We start from the raw sequence: 16,100 nt of genomic DNA on the forward strand, positions 1-16,100 counted from the left end.
CACGGCGCAGAGACCGGGTCGCCGGCCGGCCGGCGACCCGGTCTCTGCGCCGTGACCGACGAGGGGGAGCTGCGCGACGTCTTGGACCCGCGTCCGGTCAGCGCGCACGAACTGCTGCACGACGGCATGGTCTGGGACCTGGTGCGCGACACCGTGGACCTCGGGGAGGCCGGCACGGTCCGCCGCGAGTACCTCCAGCACCCCGGCGCCGTGGGCGCGGTCGCCCTCGACGACCGGGGACGCATCGCCCTGCTGCGGCAGTACCGCCACCCGGTCGGCATGGAGCTGTGGGAGCTGCCGGCCGGCCTGCTCGACAAGCCGGGGGAACAACCGTGGGTCGCCGCCGCGCGTGAGCTGGCGGAGGAGGCCGACCTGGTTGCCGCCCGATGGCACGTGGTGGCCGACTGGCAGAACTCGCCGGGCGGTTCGAGCGAGAACTGGCGCTGTTTCCTGGCGCGGGACCTGTCCGAGGTCCCCACGGGCGAACGGTTCGAACGCGAACACGAAGAGCTCGGTATGACGGTGAGCTGGGTCCCGCTCGAAGAGGCTGTGGACGCCGCGCTCACCGGACGAATCCACAACGCGTGCACCGTCGCCGGCGTGCTGGCGGCCCACGCCGCCCGGGAGCGCGACTGGGCCACCCTGCGGCCGTACGACGCCCCCTGGCCCGAGCACCCGGCATACCGATGACCGGTCCGCGGGCGCGGTTGCGTCAGCCGTCCACACGCAGCAACGTGCCGCCCTTCCACGTGATGGAGGTCTTCAAGGCGGCGACCAGGCGACAGGAGACGCACGGCGACCTCATCCTGCTGTGCGTGGGGCAGCCGGCCACGCCTGCGCCCCGGCCGGTGGTCGAGGCGGCGCGAGAGGCCGTGGAGACGCAGACCCTCGGCTACACCGACCCGAACGGTATCGCTCCGCTGCGCGGAGTCATCGCGGCGCATTACGCGAATTCGTATGGGCTGCAGGTTGATCCGGACCAGGTGCTGATCAGCAACGGGTCCTCGGGCGGGTTCAGCACCGTGGTCCTGGCGGCGTTCGAGGCGGGCGACACCATCGCCATGACACGGCCCGGCTACCCCGCCAACCGCAGCACGATCCAGGCGTTGGGCTGCCGTGTGGTGGACCTCGACTGCGACGAGTCGACCCGGTTCCAGCCCACGGTGGCGCAGCTGGAGGCGCTGCCGCAGCGGCCTGCCGGCGTCGTCATCGCCAGCCCGGCCAACCCGACCGGGACCATCATCGACCCCGAAGAGCTCGGCCGGATCGCGAGCTGGTGCGAGGCGGAGGGGGTGCTGCTGCTGTCCGACGAGATCTACCACGGCATCTCGTTCGGGCGGCGGTGTGCGAGCGCGTGGGAGTTCTCGGACCAGGCCGTCGTGATGGGGTCGATGAGCAAGTACTACTCGATGACCGGGTGGCGGCTCGGCTGGACCCTGTTGCCGCGCCACCTCTACGGCCCGGCCGAGCGGTTGCAGGCGAACCTGGCGATCTGTGCTCCGGCGGTGTCGCAGGCGGCGGCGATCGCGGGGTTCACGCCGGCGGCCACGACCGAGCTCGACGGGCACGTCGAGCGGTACGAGCGCAACCGTGACCTGTTGCTGCGCCGTCTGCCCGAGCTCGGCATCGACCGCTTCGCGCCCCCGGACGGCGCGTTCTACGCCTACTGCGACATCAGCCACCTGACCGACGACTCGATGACCTGGTGCCGCGACATGCTCGAACGCACCGGCGTCGCGCTGGCGCCGGGCGTCGACTTCGACCCGGTCGACGGGCACCGCTACATGCGGCTCAGCTTCTGCGGTTCGACCGAGCAGCTCGACGAGGCCCTCGACCGTCTCGTGGCCGCCATCTGACCGGGGGCCTCACAGCATCCGTGCGTTGTCCGCGGGTTCGTGGATCTGGCCCGCTCCTTGGTGGGCGAGGCGTGCGTTGTCCGCGGGTTCGTGGAGGGTGCACGCGGGCGGACAGCACCTCGGCAGCCCACCGTACGATGGGTGGCGGTGTCCGCGCAGGTGAGCGGACGGCATACTCCTGAACGACCCCGAGCAAAGGAACACTGGTGCTTCGCACTCACGAGGCCGGCACGCTGCGCGCCGACGACGCTGGAACGACCGTCACGCTGACCGGCTGGGTGGCCCGCCGCCGCGACCACGGCGGAGTCGCCTTCCTCGACCTGCGGGATGCCTCCGGCGTGGCTCAGGTGGTCGCGCGGGACGAGGTGCTGGCACAGGGTGGCGCGCACGAGCTGCGCAACGAGTACTGCATCAAGGTCACCGGTGAGGTGCGAGTCCGCCCCGAGGGCAACGCCAACCGCGATCTTCCGACCGGTGAGATCGAGGTGGTCGCCGACCAGCTCGAGGTGCTCAGCGCGTCGGCCCCGCTGCCGTTCCAGATCGACGAGCGCGTGACGGTGGGGGAGGAGGCGCGGCTGAAGTACCGCTACCTCGACCTGCGCCGCCCTGCACCAGGCGCCGCAATCCGCTTGCGCAGCAAGGTGAACCAGGCCGCGCGCACGGTGTTGGCCGAGCGGGACTTCGTCGAGATCGAGACGCCGACGTTGACCCGGTCGACGCCCGAGGGCGCCCGCGACTTCCTGGTGCCCGCCCGGCTGCAACCCGGGAGCTGGTATGCCCTGCCGCAGAGCCCGCAGCTGTTCAAGCAGCTGCTCATGGTGGCGGGCATGGAGCGCTACTACCAGATCGCCCGCTGCTACCGCGACGAGGATTTCCGCGCCGACAGACAACCCGAGTTCACCCAGCTCGACATCGAGATGAGCTTCGTTGAGCAGGACGACGTCATCGAGCTCGGGGAGGCAGTCGCGGCGGCGGTCTGGCGATTGATCGGGGTGGAGCTGCCGACACCGTTCCCGCGGCTGACGTATGCCGAGGCCATGGAGCGGTTCGGCACGGACAAGCCCGACCTGCGCTTCGGCCAGGAGCTCGTGGAGTGCACGGAGTTCTTCAAGGACACCACATTTCGGGTCTTCCAGGCGCCGTATGTCGGGGCGGTCGTCATGCCCGGAGGCGCGTCCCAGCCGCGCAAACAGCTGGATGCCTGGCAGGAGTGGGCCAAGCAGCGTGGCGCCAAGGGGTTGGCCTACGTGCTGGTCGGCGACGACGGCACCCTGGGCGGGCCGGTCGCCAAGAACCTCACCGACATCGAGCGCCAGGGTCTGGCTGGGCACGTGGGCGCGCAGCCGGGGGACTGCATCTTCTTCGCCGCGGGCCCGGTCAAGGCGTCCCGCTCGCTGCTCGGCGCGGCGCGGCTGGAGATCGGCCACCGTGGTGAGCTGATCGACGAGTCGGCCTGGTCCTTCCTGTGGGTCCTGGACGCGCCGCTGTTCGAGCCGACCACGGAGGCCGAGGCCAGTGGCGACGTCGCCGTCGGCTCGGGCGCCTGGACGGCGGTGCACCACGCGTTCACCTCGCCCAAGGCCGAGTTCCTGGACACCTTCGACACCGACCCCGGGTCGGCCCTCGCCTATGCCTACGACATGGTCTGCAACGGCAACGAGATCGGCGGTGGGTCGATCCGTATCCATCGCGAGGACATCCAGCAGCGCGTCTTCAGCGTGATGGGGCTGACCGAGGAGGAGCAGCGCGAGAAGTTCGGGTTCCTGCTCGACGCCTTCGCTTTCGGCGCCCCGCCGCATGGCGGCATCGCCTTCGGTTGGGACCGCATCTGCGCGCTGCTGTCGGGCACCGACTCGATCCGTGACGTCATCGCGTTCCCGAAGTCGGGCGGCGGCTTCGACCCGCTCACCGAGGCGCCCGCCCCGATCACGCCGCAGCAGCGCAAGGAAGCCGGCGTGGACGCCATACCCCCGTCCTCCTGAGTTGTTGCTGGCGAAGGGAGTCATCGATGACGCCGGTTGCCAGCAACAAGGGAAGTCAGGGGTCGAGGCGGCGGGAGGCCCACGACTGGGCCGTGCGGTAGCCGAGGCCGTGGTAGAGGCGGCGCGCAACATCGTTGTCGGAGAACATTCCGAGCGTGCACACCCCCTCACGCTCGACCGCCCGCCGGGTGAGCGCCGCGGTCATCGCCAGCCCGAGGCGTCGGCCGCGCAGGTGCGCGGCCACGGTGATTCCCGACAGGTGTGGGTGGCCGGCGTGGTTTCGGTGCAGGGCCGCGCACGCGACCAACGCGCCCGCGTCGTCGCGGACCCCGAGCCACAGCTCGGTGACCCCCTCGCCTGGGTGGGCGTGGGTCGTCGGGTTGCCCTGCTCGAGAAGGGCGGTGATCTCGGCGAGGTCCCCGGTGTCATCGAGCTCGACGAGCGCCTTCTCCTGCGCGAACACGGGTGGCGTCGTCGTGCTCCACATCCACTCCCAGTCACCGCCGGTGGACGTGCCGAAGTAGCGGGCGTGCAGACCCGCCGCGTGCTGGGGCAGGGAGACCGAGGTGACGGGAAACTGCGCCAGCTCCCCGGTGTCCTGCAACCGCGCCAGCAGACGGTCGAGGTCGTCGGTCGGCCCGATCGCGGTCAGCCCGGTGCGCCCGGAGGACCCGGTCCGGACGAACGCGACGGCACTGTCGAGCGAGAAGGCCGGGCCGGGGTAGGAGGACGGCAGCTCGTAGCGCACGAAGGCGTCGCCGCCGCTTGCTTCGAGGACCTCCTCGTATGACGTGAGTCTGCGCACGTGGATAGCCTGCCAAACGTGACCACACCGCCTGACGACGACCTCTTCGCTGCCTCGCGCGGCGAGCCAGCGGACGGATCTGCGGACGGGCTGGACGCGCACCGGCCGCCGCTCGCGGTGCGCATGCGTCCGGCGAGCCTCGAGGAGGTGCGTGGCCAGCGCGACGTGTTGCGACAGGGGAGTCCTTTGCGACGGCTGATCGAGGGGCACGGCGGAGCGGCTGGTCCGCTTTCCGCGATCCTGTGGGGGCCGCCCGGCACCGGCAAGACGACGCTGGCTCACCTGGTGGCGCAGGCCGCGGGGCGCCGCTTCGTCGAGCTGTCGGCGGTGACGGCGGGTGTCAAGGACGTGCGGCGCGTCATGGACGAGGCGGCCCGCGAACGCGATCTCTACGGCCGCCAGACCGTGCTCTTCCTCGACGAGATCCACCGGTTCACCAAGGCGCAACAGGACGCCCTGCTCCCCGGCGTCGAGAACCGGCTGGTCGTGCTGGTGGCTGCCACCACCGAGAACCCGTCCTTCAGCATCATCGCGCCCCTGTTGTCGCGTTCGATGCTCGTGACGCTCACCTCGCTCGACGACGACGACCTCGACGAGGTGCTCACCTCGGCGCTCAACGAAAAGCGTGGCCTGGCGGGGGAGTTCACCCTCGACGACGAGGCGAGGGCACACGTCATACGCATCAGTGGTGGTGACGCGCGACGCGCTCTGACGGCACTGGAGGCGGCGGCGGGAGTGGCCCTCGACGCACAGCCCCCGGGTGGCGAGGACCGCCCGGTGACCATCACGCTCGCCCAGGTCGAACAGGCCGTCGCCCACGCTGCGGTGCGCTACGACCGGGCGGGCGACCAGCACTACGACGTGGCCAGCGCGCTCATCAAGTCGATGCGCGGCAGCGACGTCGACGCGGCGCTGCACTACCTCGCGCTGATGCTGGAGGCCGGCGAGGACCCGCGGTTCATCGCGCGTCGGATCGTCATCGCTGCGAGCGAGGACGTCGGGATGGCCGATCCCACGGCGTTGCAGACGGCCGTCGCGGCGATGCACGCCGTGGCCCAGATCGGGATGCCCGAGGCTCGGATCATCTTGGCGCAGGCTGTTGTTCACAACTCCATCGCGCCCAAGTCCAACGCCAGCTACGCGGCGATCAACGCGGCCATCGCCGACGTGCGGGCCGGCCGGGGAGGTCCGGTGCCAGCCCACCTGCGCGGAAGCGGTTACGCCGGAGCCGATCGGCTCGGCCACGGAAAGGGCTATCGCTACACGCACGACGAGCCGGACGGTGTGGGCCCACAGCAGTTCCTGCCCGACGACCTGCTCCACGACGCCGACTACTACCACCCCACCGGCCGGGGATGGGAGGAGCGGCTCGCCACGCGGTGGGCAGCAGTGCGAACGATCATCAGAGGCGAGGGCCCGCGCGGCAATAGATAACGATTGGATGTCCCTCGGTGGCGGGGGGTGCCATCCCTGCGGCCTCTGTGGCACATTCTCTGTCTGACGGCGGTGCGAGCCATCTCACACGAGGTGGCAAACGGGGGGGCTGTCTCCCGCATCGCCATGACCATCACCGGGCACCGTCAGGTCGCCCCACACTGTCTGCGGAGGCCACATGTCGGTTGGTACCACGGCACCAACCCCAGCGGAAGGACAGCTCGAGGCTCCTTCCGACGCCGACCCCGACATCCAGCTCGCGGAAGGTGGCGGCAGCAAGTCGCCGCTCAAGATCGCGATGACGCGCCTGATGCGCGACCCGGTCGCGATGATCTCGCTCGGCATGGCCCTGTTCTTCGTCCTTGTCGCGGTCTTCGCGGACCAGCTGTCCGGCCTCGAGGGCCAGAACACGACGGACCTCAATCTCGACCTGATCGGTGACAACACGTACCCGATCTTCACCGCCAACACCGAGCACTGGTTCGGGATCTCGTCCGGCCTCGGCCAGGACCTGTTCGCCCGATGGGTGCACGGCAGCCGCCCCTCGTTGATCATCGCCGTCGCCTCCGCTGCCGGAGTGACGATCATCGGCGTGCTCCTGGGTCTGCTGTCCGGCTTCCTCGGCGGTTGGGTCGACCGGATCATCTCCTGGATCATCGACTTCCTCCTGTCGCTGCCGTTCCTCCTCTTCGCCATCGCGATCGTGCCCATCGCGGTCAACCGTTACGCCGGCACCCAGGTCGGTGACTACGTGGACGAGGAGAAGGTCGCCACGATCCGGTTCCTCTGTCTGATCTTCGTCTTCGTGCTCTTCGGCTGGTGCACCCTGGCGCGCCTGATCCGCGGCGAGGTGTTGTCGCTGCGCGAGCGGGAGTTCGTGCAGGCAGCGCGTGCCCTGGGCGTGCCCACCCGCGTCGTGTTGTTCAAGGAGATGCTTCCCAACATGCTCGGGCCGATCATCGTCAGCCTCTCGCTGGCGATCCCGGGTTACGTGAGTGCAGAGGCGGGCTTGTCCTTCCTCGGCGTGGGTCTGCGGTCACCCAGCATCTCGTGGGGCCTGACCGTGGCGACGGCGCAGAACTCCTTCCAGGCCCACCCGATCTACCTGTGGCTCCCCGTCCTCGGCATCGCGCTGCTCGTGCTCTCGCTGAGCCTGCTCGGAGACGCCATCGCCGACGCCTTCAATCCCCAGACCAGGCGATAGTCCCCGAACCGGCGACTACGCACCCATACCACTCCCGGATCCTGACCGGGAGGGACGAAAAGGAGAACATCACATGCGCTGGACCAAGGTCGTGGCGTTGGCCGCTGCCGGAACGCTGTCCCTCGCCGCCTGTGGCGGCGGCAGCAGCCCTGCCGACACTGCAAACAACCAAGCGAGCGAATCGGCTGGCACCGGCGGTGAATCGCCGGCCGCCAACCCGACCTCGGACGCTCCCGAGGAGAAGGCCAGCGCCGGCTTCATGCCCGATGCCAAGGGCCCCGCCCCGGAGATCGCGGGTGCGAAGAAGGGCGGCACGCTGATCATCAACGCGGCCGGTGCCCCGACCACGTTCGACCCGTCCGGCCAGTTCATCCAGGACGTCAACCAGATCCTCAAGCAGTACGTCACCCGGACGCTGACGGGCTACTCCATGCGCGACGGCAAGTCCGTGCTGGTACCCGACCTGGCCACCGACCTGGGCACCGTGTCGGACGACGGCCTGACCTGGACCTTCACGCTCAAGAAGGGCCTGAAGTACGAGGACGGCAGCACGATCAAGGCCGATGACGTGGCCTACGCCATCAAGCGGTCGTTCGCCCAGGAGGAGCTGCCCGGCGGCCCCACCTACCAGCTCGACTACCTCAAGGACGGCGACAAGTACAAGGGCCCCTACAAGGACGGTGACAAGTTCGCCGGTGTGGAGGCCAAGGGCGACCAGGTGATCTTCCACCTGCGCAAGAAGTGGCCGACCCTGCCCTACTTCGGTGCCTTCACCCAGACCTCGCCGATCCCGAAGGCCAAGGACACCAAGACGGAGTACACCAAGCACCCGCTGTCCACCGGCCCCTACAAGTTCTCCACCTACAAGCAGGGCGTCGAGCTCACGCTGGTGCGGAACGACCAGTGGGACCCGAAGTCCGACCCGATCCGACACGCCTTCCCCGACAAGGTGCAGTTCAACTTCGCCCAGGACGCCCCGAAGGTCGCGGCGTCGATCATGGCCAGCAACGGCCCCGACGCCTTCACCCTCAGCTATGACGGCGTCGACGCCTCGATCTACAACAAGGCGACGACCACCAACAAGGACCAGGTGAGCACGGCAGCCGGTCCCTGCGTCAGCTACGTCACCATGGACACCCGGAAGATCCCCCGTGACGTGCGCGAGGCCATCGCGATGGCCTGGCCCTACGAGGCGATCCGCAAGGGCGCCCAGATGACGAAGCTGGACTACTCGCCGGCGTCGTCGATCATGGCGCCGCAGGTGCCCGGGTTCGACAAGTACGAACCGATCAAGCTGCCCGGCGGCGCGGTCCTCAACGGTGAGGGCAACGGCGACCCGGCCAAGGCCAAGCAGATGCTCAAGGACGCGGGCAAGGAGAACTTTGTCCTGTCCTACTACTACTCGATCGACAACCCGCTGTCGGTGCAGGTCAACACCGTGCGCAAGCAGCTGCTCGAGAAGGCCGGCTTCAAGGTCAAGGACATCGGCCTTCCCCGCACCGAGGTGCGAGAGAAGACCATTCTCTCCAAGAGCGACGCCAACCTGATGCAAGGCGCGTCCGGCTGGTGCTACGACTGGCCGAGCGGTGACGGTGTCTACCCGGCGCTGTTCAAGAGCTCGCTGGTCAAGTCCCAGCAGACCTACAGCACGGGCTTCCTGTCCGATCCGAAGCTGGACAAGGAGATCGACCGGATCTCCGGCCTCCCGGTCGAGGAGCAGGGCCCGGAGTGGAGCACGCTGGACGAGAAGATCCTCAAGGACTACCTGCCGCTGCTCCCGGACTACAACAGCAAGGCGTCTGCGATCTACGGCACCAAGGTCAAGAACGTCATCGTCGACCCCAACCAGGGCATGCCGGAGTTCGCCAGCATCTGGCTGGACCAGTAGGCACGGGTTCCTCGCGGTGACCCGGAGCCGCACCCAAGGCTCCGGGTCACCACCGCCCGACTCCCGCGGAGGGGGTGCGCCGGTCACTCGACCGGCGCACCCTCCTGCGGGTCCTTGACGACCAGGAGACCCACCGGTGCTGATCTACATCCTGCGACGACTCGCGCTGTCCGTCAGTGTGGTCTTCGCGGCCATCGTCGCAACGTTCGCGATCTTCTTCCTGGGTCCGAGCGACCCGGCGGGGGCCTTCTGCGGGCAGGGCCAGAACTGCACCCCCGAGCGTGTCGCCATCATCAAGAAGAGCCTCGGGCTCGACGAACCCAAGACGACCCAGTTCGTGCACTACATCGAGGGTGTCGTCGTCGGGCGCGACATCGGCGACTCGGACTCCTCGGTCAAGCACTGCCCGGCCCCGTGCCTCGGGTGGTCCTACCGCTCCAACCGCCCCGTCACCGACATGGTGCTCGAGCGCTTCCCGGTCACGCTCTCGCTGGTGGTGGGTGGCGTCGCCGTCTACGTCACGCTGGCCCTGCTGTTCGGCGTCCTGGCTGCACGGTTCCGCGGACGACTCATCGACCGCGTCATCGTCGGCGTGTCGCAGTTCGTGCCGGCGATCCCGTACTACATCGCGGCCCTGATGTTCTACCTCTACTTCATGGTCTTCTACGCGATCATCCCGCGCAGCTCCTACACCTCCATCACCGAGTCGCCGTGGGCCTGGTTCACCGGACTGCTCGGAGTCTGGCTCTTCTGGGGTGCCTTCGCCTCGACCGGTTACATCCGCTACGTCCGCGCCTCCATGATCGACACCCAGGGGCAGGACTACGTGCGCACCGCCCGGTCCAAGGGCATCTCCGAGAAGCGTGTCATGTACCGCCACGCGCTTCGAGCGGCGATCGCGCCCTTCATCACGCTGGTCGGCATCTCCATCGCCTTCGAGCTGACCGGGTCGATCTTCACCGAGCGCATCTTCAACATCCAGGGGATGGGTCTGCTCGCCCTGGACTCGTTCAACACCGGCGACCTGCCGGTGATCGCCGGGGTGGTGGTGATCACGGCGACCTTCGTCACGATCGGTAACCTGATCGTCGACATGCTCTACGGAGTCGTGGATCCCCGCGTGAAGCTCTCATGACCGCACCCCCCGAAGCTCTCCTCTTCGCTCCGATACTTCGCGAGGACCCCGCATGACGACCGGAAGCGAGACGCAGGACATGCTGCAGCCCGCGCAGAGCGGACCGAACATCGCCCAGCGGCGCGGCCGCGAGGGCAAGAAGGTCGGCGAGCAGATCCTCAAGGTCACCGACCTGACTGTGCAGTTCCCGACCGAGGACGGACTCGTCCAGGCGGTCAACGGGCTCAACTACGACCTGCAGATGGGCCAGACGCTGGCCATCGTGGGGGAGTCCGGTTCGGGCAAGAGCGTGTCGAGCATGGCCGTCATGGGTCTGCACGACACCCGCCGGGCCCGCATCGGCGGCTCGATCATGCTGGACGGCCAGGAGATCGTCGGGGCCTCGGCACAGACGATCCGCCGGATGCGCAGCGCGACCGCGGCGATGATCTTCCAGGATCCCCAGTCGTCACTGCATCCCTTCCTGCGGGTCGGCTGGCAGATCGCGGAGGCCTACCGGGCGCACCACAAGGTCTCCAAGTCGGTCGCGATGAAAAGGTCGGTCGAGATGCTGGACCGGGTGGGCATCCCGAACCCGGCCCGCCGGGCCAAGCAGTACCCCCACGAGTTCTCCGGTGGCATGCGCCAGCGTGCGATGATCGCGCTCGGGCTGGTCAACGACCCGAAGCTGCTCATCGCCGACGAGCCCACCACGGCGCTCGACGTCACGGTCCAGGCCCAGATCCTCGACCTGCTCAACGACCTGCAGGACGAGTTCGGTTCGGCGATCGTGCTCATCACGCACGACCTCGCGGTGGTCGCGGAGGTCGCCGACGAGGTCCTGGTGATGTATGCCGGTCGCGCCGTCGAGCACGGAACGGCCACCGAGGTGCTGGCCCAGCCGCGACACCCGTACACCTGGGGCCTGCTCAGCAGCGTGCCCTCGATCTCGGCGACCGGTTCGAGCCTGCGGCCCGTCCGGGGGCTACCGCCCAGCCTGCTCAACCTGCCGACCGGCTGCTCCTTCCACCCGCGGTGCGACTTCATGGAGCGGGTCCCGGGCGGGCGCTGCATCAAGGAGCTGCCCGAGCTCATCCCGCCGGAGAGCCAGTCCGACCGGGTGACCCGGTGCCACCTCGCCGAGCCCGCCGACATCTTCCGCGACGAGATCGCGCCGAGCCTGGACGGGAGCGAGGGCAGAAGCCATGAGTGATCAGCTGGGCACCCAGGACAGCGACCGCTATCGCGAGGCGGCGCCGGTCGTCCACCCGGACAGCGACCCGGACCGCAAGCCGATGCTGGTCGTCAAGGACCTGGTCAAGTACTTCCCCGTCAGGGAGTACACCGGCCTTTTCCCGACGACCCTGCAGATCCGCGCCGTGGACGGGGTCTCCTTCGACGTCGCGCCGGGCGAAACCCTCGGTCTCGTGGGGGAGTCCGGCTGTGGAAAGACGACGACCGGGCGGCTCATCACCCGGCTGCTGGAACCCACGGCCGGCTCGATCCAGTTCCAGGGCAGGGAGATCGGCCACTTGAAGGAGCGGCAGCTGCGCAGTATGCGCCGCGACCTCCAGATCATCTTCCAGGACCCCTACGGCTCCCTGAACCCGCGCTACACCGTGGGCAACATCATCGGCACGCCGCTGCAGGTCCACAACCTGCTGCCCAAGAACAAGCGCAAGGCGCGGGTCCAGGAGCTGCTCGAGCTGGTGGGCCTCAACCCGGAGCACATCAACCGCTATCCCAACGAGTTCTCCGGTGGCCAGCGCCAGCGCATCGGAATCGCTCGCGCGCTCGCGGTCGAGCCCAAGCTGATCATCGCCGACGAGCCGGTCTCGGCGCTCGACGTGTCGATCCAGGCCCAGGTGATGAACCTGCTCGAGAAGCTGCGCAAGGAGCTGGGCCTCGCCTTCATCTTCGTCGCGCACGACCTCGGCGTCGTCCGGCACTTCTGTGACCGCGTCGCCGTGATGTACCTCGGCAAGGTCGTCGAGCTGGGCAGCCGCGAGTCCATCTACGGCGCACCGCAGCACCCGTACACGCAGGCGCTCCTGTCCGCCGCGCCCGACCTCAACGTGGTCCGCGGAGCGGTGCCGGAGGAGCGGATCCGTCTCGTCGGGGACGTGCCCAGCCCGATCAACCCGCCGAGCGGCTGCCGTTTCCGCACCCGCTGCTGGAAGGCCCAGGACATCTGCGCCCAGGAGGAGCCGGCGCTGATCCCCCGCAACGACAGCGGCGAGCTGCACACCATCGCCTGCCACTTCGCGGAGCCGAAGACGTCGATCGTCGCGGATGCCGCCGAGGTCACCGTCTGAGCCTGCACGGTAGGGTTTGGCCGCAGCCGCAACAGCGCCGAGGCTGCGGCAAAGGAAACAGCGAGGTGATTTCAACGTGAGTGTGTCCTTGGGCGACATCGCAGGGATGATCGCGGCGCTGGCCTTTGCCTACCTCGTCCTCCGGACGGGGTCCGTGATCGGCAAGGCCGGCCAGGTCCTGGACGAGGCCCGGTCCGGTGTGCAGGGTGTCTCCGAGCAGACCGTGCCGCTGTTGTCCCAGGTGACCGACACGGTGGCCTCGACCAACGAGCAGATCGTCCGGGTCGACGCGATCACGACCAACGTCGCCACGATGTCGGCCAACGTCAGCGCGTTGACCTCGTTGTTCGCCGCGACCCTGGGCGGGCCGGTCGTCAAGGTGGCGGCCTTCAGCTACGGCGTGCGCTCGGCCTTCGGCCGCAGGCGTGGCGGTGGCAAGCACCGGAAGGACGGCTGAGGTGCGCCGCGCGCTGCTGCTCGCCGCCGGTGCCGCCGCGGGAGCACTCCTGCTGCGCTCGCTGTCGCGGGCCGGCGCACTCGACGGCGTCTACCGCCAGTGGCACGAGATCACAGATGCGGTGCGCGAGGGCATGGCCGAGCGAGAGGCCGAGCTGCGTCAGGCGCTGGGCATGGACACCGGCATCGGCACCGGCACTGCGGCCCCCGGCCTGTCCCCGGACGAGGGTCGCCGTCTCGTCGAGGACCCGACGGGTGCTCGAGCTCGGTAGGGCCACCGGCCCCGCTCCCGCCCACCCGCACGACGACAGACGCGAGCACGGCTCCGGCACACGGCATACGCTGTGCTGTGGTCTGTCGGCTGACCCGACCTGAAGGAAACCCATGGAAACCGCTGAGATCCGGCGACGTTGGCTGCGCTTCTTCGAAGAGAAGGGGCACGTCGTCGTGCCCAGCGCGCCGCTGCTCTACGACGATCCCAATCTGTTGTTCGTCAACGCCGGGATGGTGCCGTTCAAGCCCTACTTCCTCGGCCAGGAGACTGCGCCGTGGAAGCGTGCCACGAGCGTGCAGAAGTGTGTGCGCACCGGCGACATCGAGGAGGTCGGCAAGACCAGCCGGCACGGCACCTTCTTCCAGATGAACGGCAACTTCTCGTTCGGCGACTACTTCAAGGCCGACGCGATCGCCTTCGCCTGGGAGCTGCTCACCACCAGCCAGACGGGCGGAGGCTACGGCCTCGACCCCAGCAAGCTGTGGGCCACCGTCTACGAGGACGATGACGAGGCCGCGGACCTGTGGACCCGCCTGACCGAGATCCCCGCGGAGCGGGTGGTGCGCCGCGGCAAGAAGGACAACTACTGGCACATGGGCGTGGCCGGGCCAGGTGGTCCGTGCAGCGAGATCTTCCTCGACCGGGGCTCGGACTACGGCCGCGAGGGCGGCCCCGCGGTCGACGAGGACCGCTACATGGAGATCTGGAACCTCGTCTTCATGCAGTACGACCTGTCCGCGGTGCGGGCCAAGGACGACTTCGACGTCGCGGGCGAGCTGCCCTCGCGCAACGTCGACACCGGCATGGGGCTCGAGCGGATGGCCACCGTGCTGCAGGGCGTCGACAACCTCTACGAGATCGACGAGGTCTACCCCGTCATCGAGGCCGCCGCCGAGCTGGCCGGCAAGCGCTACGGCGAGCACAGCCACCACGACGCGGCAACCAGCCACCCCGACGACGTGCGGCTGCGCGTCGTGGCCGACCACGTCCGCAGCTCGTTGATGCTCATCGGCGACGGCGTCACGCCCGGCAACGAGGGCCGCGGCTACGTGCTGCGCCGGATGCTGCGCCGGGCGGTGCGCTCGATGCGGCTCCTCGGCGTCGACGAGCCCTCGCTCCCGGTGCTCCTGCCGATCAGCAAGGACCGGATGAAGGCGTCCTACCCCGAGCTGGAGCGCGGCTTCGAGCGGATCAGCCAGATCGCGTATGCCGAGGAGGTCGCCTTCCGGCGCACCCTCGCCTCGGGGACGACGATCCTGGACACCGCGGTGGAGAAGGTGAAGAGCTCGGGCGGGCACCTCCTCGAGGGAGGCCAGGCGTTCGCGCTGCACGACACCTACGGGTTCCCGATCGACCTGACCCTGGAGATGGCGGCAGAGCAGGGCCTCGAGGTCGACCAGGAGGGTTTTCGTCGGCTGATGACCGAGCAGCGGGAGCGAGCCAAGGCCGACGCCCGGGCCAAGAAGAGCGGGCACGGCGACACGCACGCCTACCGGCAGCTGCGTGAGCAGGGTCCGACCGAGTTCCGTGCCTACGTCGAGCTGGACACCGACTCGCGGGTGCGTGGCCTGCTGAGGGGCGGCGAGCTGGTGCCCGTGGCCGGTCAGGGCGAGCAGGTGGAGGTGGTGCTCGAGCGCACGCCGTTCTACGCCGAGTCGGGTGGTCAGATCGCCGATGAGGGCGTCATCACCGCCGACGGCGCACGCCTGCGGGTGCTCGACGTCCAACGGCCCGTCAAGGGACTGATCGTGCACCGCGTCGAGGTGCTCGAGGGCGAGGTGCGCGTCGGCCAGGACGTGCACGCCAGCGTCGACCCCGAGTGGCGGCTCTCGGCGTGCCAGGCCCACTCCGGCACGCACGTGGTGCACGCCGCGCTGCGGCAGGTGCTCGGCCCGACCGCGTTGCAGAGCGGTTCCTACAACAAGCCCGGCTACCTGCGGCTCGACTTCGCCTGGAACTCCGCGCTGAGCGCCGCGACCCGCAGCGAGGTCGAGGAGGTCGCCAACCTCGCGGTCCGGCAGGACCTGCCCGTCTCGGCCATGGTCATGCCCCTGCCGAAGGCCCGCGAGCTCGGCGCCCTCGCCCTCTTCGGCGAGACCTACGACGAGGACGTGCGCGTCGTGGAGATCGGTGGCCCCTGGTCGCGCGAGCTGTGCGGTGGCACCCACGTGCAGCACTCCTCGCAGGTCGGCGCCCTGAGCGTGACCGGTGAGTCCTCCGTCGGCTCGGGCGTCCGCCGGGTGGAGGCGCTGGTCGGGATGGACGCGTTGCGCTACCTCGGTCGCGAGCGCTCCCTGGTGGCCGAGCTGGCCACCACGCTCAAGGCACGCCCCGAGGAGCTGCCCGACCGGGTCTCGTCGCTGCTGGCCCGGCTCAAGGAGGCCGAGCGGGAGATCCAGGCGCTGCACCACCAGCAGGTGCTCGCCTCGGCGGGGCAGATCGCCGCAGGGGCCAAGGACGTCTTCGGGGTGGGATTCGTGCGCCACGACGCCGGCTCCGGGGCGACGACGGACGACCTGCGGACCCTCACCCTCGAGCTGAGGCAGAGGCTCGGCGACGATCGTCCGGGTGTCGTGGCGGTGGCGGGGGTGGCCAAGGGGCGGCCCGTCGTCATCGTGGCGACCAACCAGCCCGCCCGCGACTGGGGGGTCCGGGCCGGCGAGCTGGTCAAGACCGCGGCGACCACCCTCGGCGGAGGAGGCGGCGGCAAGGACGACCTGGCCCAGGGCGGCGGCACGGACCCCTCCCGCATCGATGCCGCCCTCGCGGACG

13 protein-coding genes are annotated in these 16,100 nt (G+C 69.2%); 12 read left to right on the forward strand and 1 reads right to left on the reverse strand.

Annotated elements, in window-relative coordinates; translation table 11 throughout:
• Nucleotides 1-51: 51 nt before the first annotated feature.
• From FRW57_RS07020 to aspS, 3 genes are all read left to right on the forward strand, one after another.
• Nucleotides 52-690 carry an NUDIX domain-containing protein gene (locus tag FRW57_RS07020; RefSeq protein WP_238384717.1) on the forward strand — a complete coding sequence of 213 codons (639 nt, stop codon included), beginning with the start codon at nucleotides 52-54 and terminating at the stop codon, nucleotides 688-690.
• Nucleotides 687-1,856, forward strand: coding sequence for a pyridoxal phosphate-dependent aminotransferase (locus tag FRW57_RS07025; RefSeq protein ID WP_152185653.1), 1,170 nt, complete (start codon nucleotides 687-689; stop codon nucleotides 1,854-1,856). Before FRW57_RS07020 ends, FRW57_RS07025 begins: the two co-directional genes overlap by 4 nt.
• 206 nt (nucleotides 1,857-2,062) lie before the next feature.
• Nucleotides 2,063-3,838, forward strand: a complete 1,776-nt coding sequence (gene aspS, locus FRW57_RS07030; protein ID WP_137121957.1) for an aspartate--tRNA ligase — start codon at nucleotides 2,063-2,065, stop codon at nucleotides 3,836-3,838.
• Between the two features lie 55 nt (nucleotides 3,839-3,893).
• Here aspS and FRW57_RS07035 read toward each other — a convergent pair whose 3' ends face one another.
• Complete coding sequence (locus tag FRW57_RS07035; protein ID WP_137121958.1) at nucleotides 3,894-4,643, reverse strand: GNAT family N-acetyltransferase; 750 nt, start codon at nucleotides 4,641-4,643, stop codon at nucleotides 3,894-3,896.
• Nucleotides 4,644-4,661: 18 nt separating this feature from the next.
• Between FRW57_RS07035 and FRW57_RS07040 the strand changes: the two genes are divergently transcribed.
• The 9 genes from FRW57_RS07040 to alaS all read left to right on the forward strand — a co-directional run.
• Nucleotides 4,662-6,077 (forward strand): replication-associated recombination protein A, encoded by a 1,416-nt coding sequence (locus tag FRW57_RS07040; RefSeq protein WP_373681309.1) that lies wholly within the window; start codon nucleotides 4,662-4,664, stop codon nucleotides 6,075-6,077.
• Nucleotides 6,078-6,255: 178 nt separating this feature from the next.
• Nucleotides 6,256-7,281 (forward strand): ABC transporter permease, encoded by a 1,026-nt coding sequence (locus FRW57_RS07045; RefSeq protein WP_137121959.1) that lies wholly within the window; start codon nucleotides 6,256-6,258, stop codon nucleotides 7,279-7,281.
• A gap of 73 nt (nucleotides 7,282-7,354) precedes the next feature.
• Nucleotides 7,355-9,169: an ABC transporter substrate-binding protein gene (locus FRW57_RS07050; protein ID WP_137121960.1), complete on the forward strand. Its 1,815-nt coding sequence runs from the start codon at nucleotides 7,355-7,357 to the stop codon at nucleotides 9,167-9,169.
• A 136-nt stretch (nucleotides 9,170-9,305) separates the two neighbouring features.
• Nucleotides 9,306-10,304, forward strand: a complete 999-nt coding sequence (locus FRW57_RS07055) for an ABC transporter permease (protein WP_137121961.1) — start codon at nucleotides 9,306-9,308, stop codon at nucleotides 10,302-10,304.
• 52 nt (nucleotides 10,305-10,356) lie between these two features.
• On the forward strand, nucleotides 10,357-11,496 hold the full coding sequence (locus FRW57_RS07060; protein WP_137121962.1) for an ABC transporter ATP-binding protein: 1,140 nt from the start codon (nucleotides 10,357-10,359) through the stop codon (nucleotides 11,494-11,496).
• Nucleotides 11,489-12,598 (forward strand): ABC transporter ATP-binding protein, encoded by a 1,110-nt coding sequence (locus FRW57_RS07065; RefSeq protein WP_476748650.1) that lies wholly within the window; start codon nucleotides 11,489-11,491, stop codon nucleotides 12,596-12,598. The genes FRW57_RS07060 and FRW57_RS07065 overlap by 8 nt, the downstream gene beginning before the upstream one ends.
• A gap of 82 nt (nucleotides 12,599-12,680) precedes the next feature.
• The gene (locus FRW57_RS07070; RefSeq protein WP_137122023.1) at nucleotides 12,681-13,055 is read left to right on the forward strand and encodes a DUF948 domain-containing protein; all 375 of its coding nucleotides are present in this window, start codon (nucleotides 12,681-12,683) and stop codon (nucleotides 13,053-13,055) included.
• Nucleotide 13,056: 1 nt separating this feature from the next.
• Nucleotides 13,057-13,326 (forward strand): hypothetical protein, encoded by a 270-nt coding sequence (locus FRW57_RS07075; protein ID WP_202911562.1) that lies wholly within the window; start codon nucleotides 13,057-13,059, stop codon nucleotides 13,324-13,326.
• Between the two features lie 112 nt (nucleotides 13,327-13,438).
• The coding region (gene alaS, locus FRW57_RS07080; protein WP_152185654.1) for an alanine--tRNA ligase at nucleotides 13,439-16,100 on the forward strand (2,662 nt) is incomplete at its 3' end.

This window comes from Segeticoccus rhizosphaerae (assembly GCF_009192725.1).
Taxonomy (GTDB): Bacteria; Actinomycetota; Actinomycetes; order Actinomycetales; family Dermatophilaceae; genus Segeticoccus; species Segeticoccus rhizosphaerae.

Excerpts from the sequence above, each read along its gene's own strand:
- FRW57_RS07025 (WP_152185653.1), top strand. The coding sequence starts at position 687 with ATGACCGGTCCGCGGGCGCGGTTGCGTCAGCCGTCCACACGCAGCAAC.
- FRW57_RS07045 (WP_137121959.1), top strand. The coding sequence starts at position 6,256 with ATGTCGGTTGGTACCACGGCACCAACCCCAGCGGAAGGACAGCTCGAG.
- FRW57_RS07050 (WP_137121960.1), top strand. The coding sequence starts at position 7,355 with ATGCGCTGGACCAAGGTCGTGGCGTTGGCCGCTGCCGGAACGCTGTCC.
- FRW57_RS07060 (WP_137121962.1), top strand. The coding sequence starts at position 10,357 with ATGACGACCGGAAGCGAGACGCAGGACATGCTGCAGCCCGCGCAGAGC.
- FRW57_RS07065 (WP_476748650.1), top strand. The coding sequence starts at position 11,489 with ATGAGTGATCAGCTGGGCACCCAGGACAGCGACCGCTATCGCGAGGCG.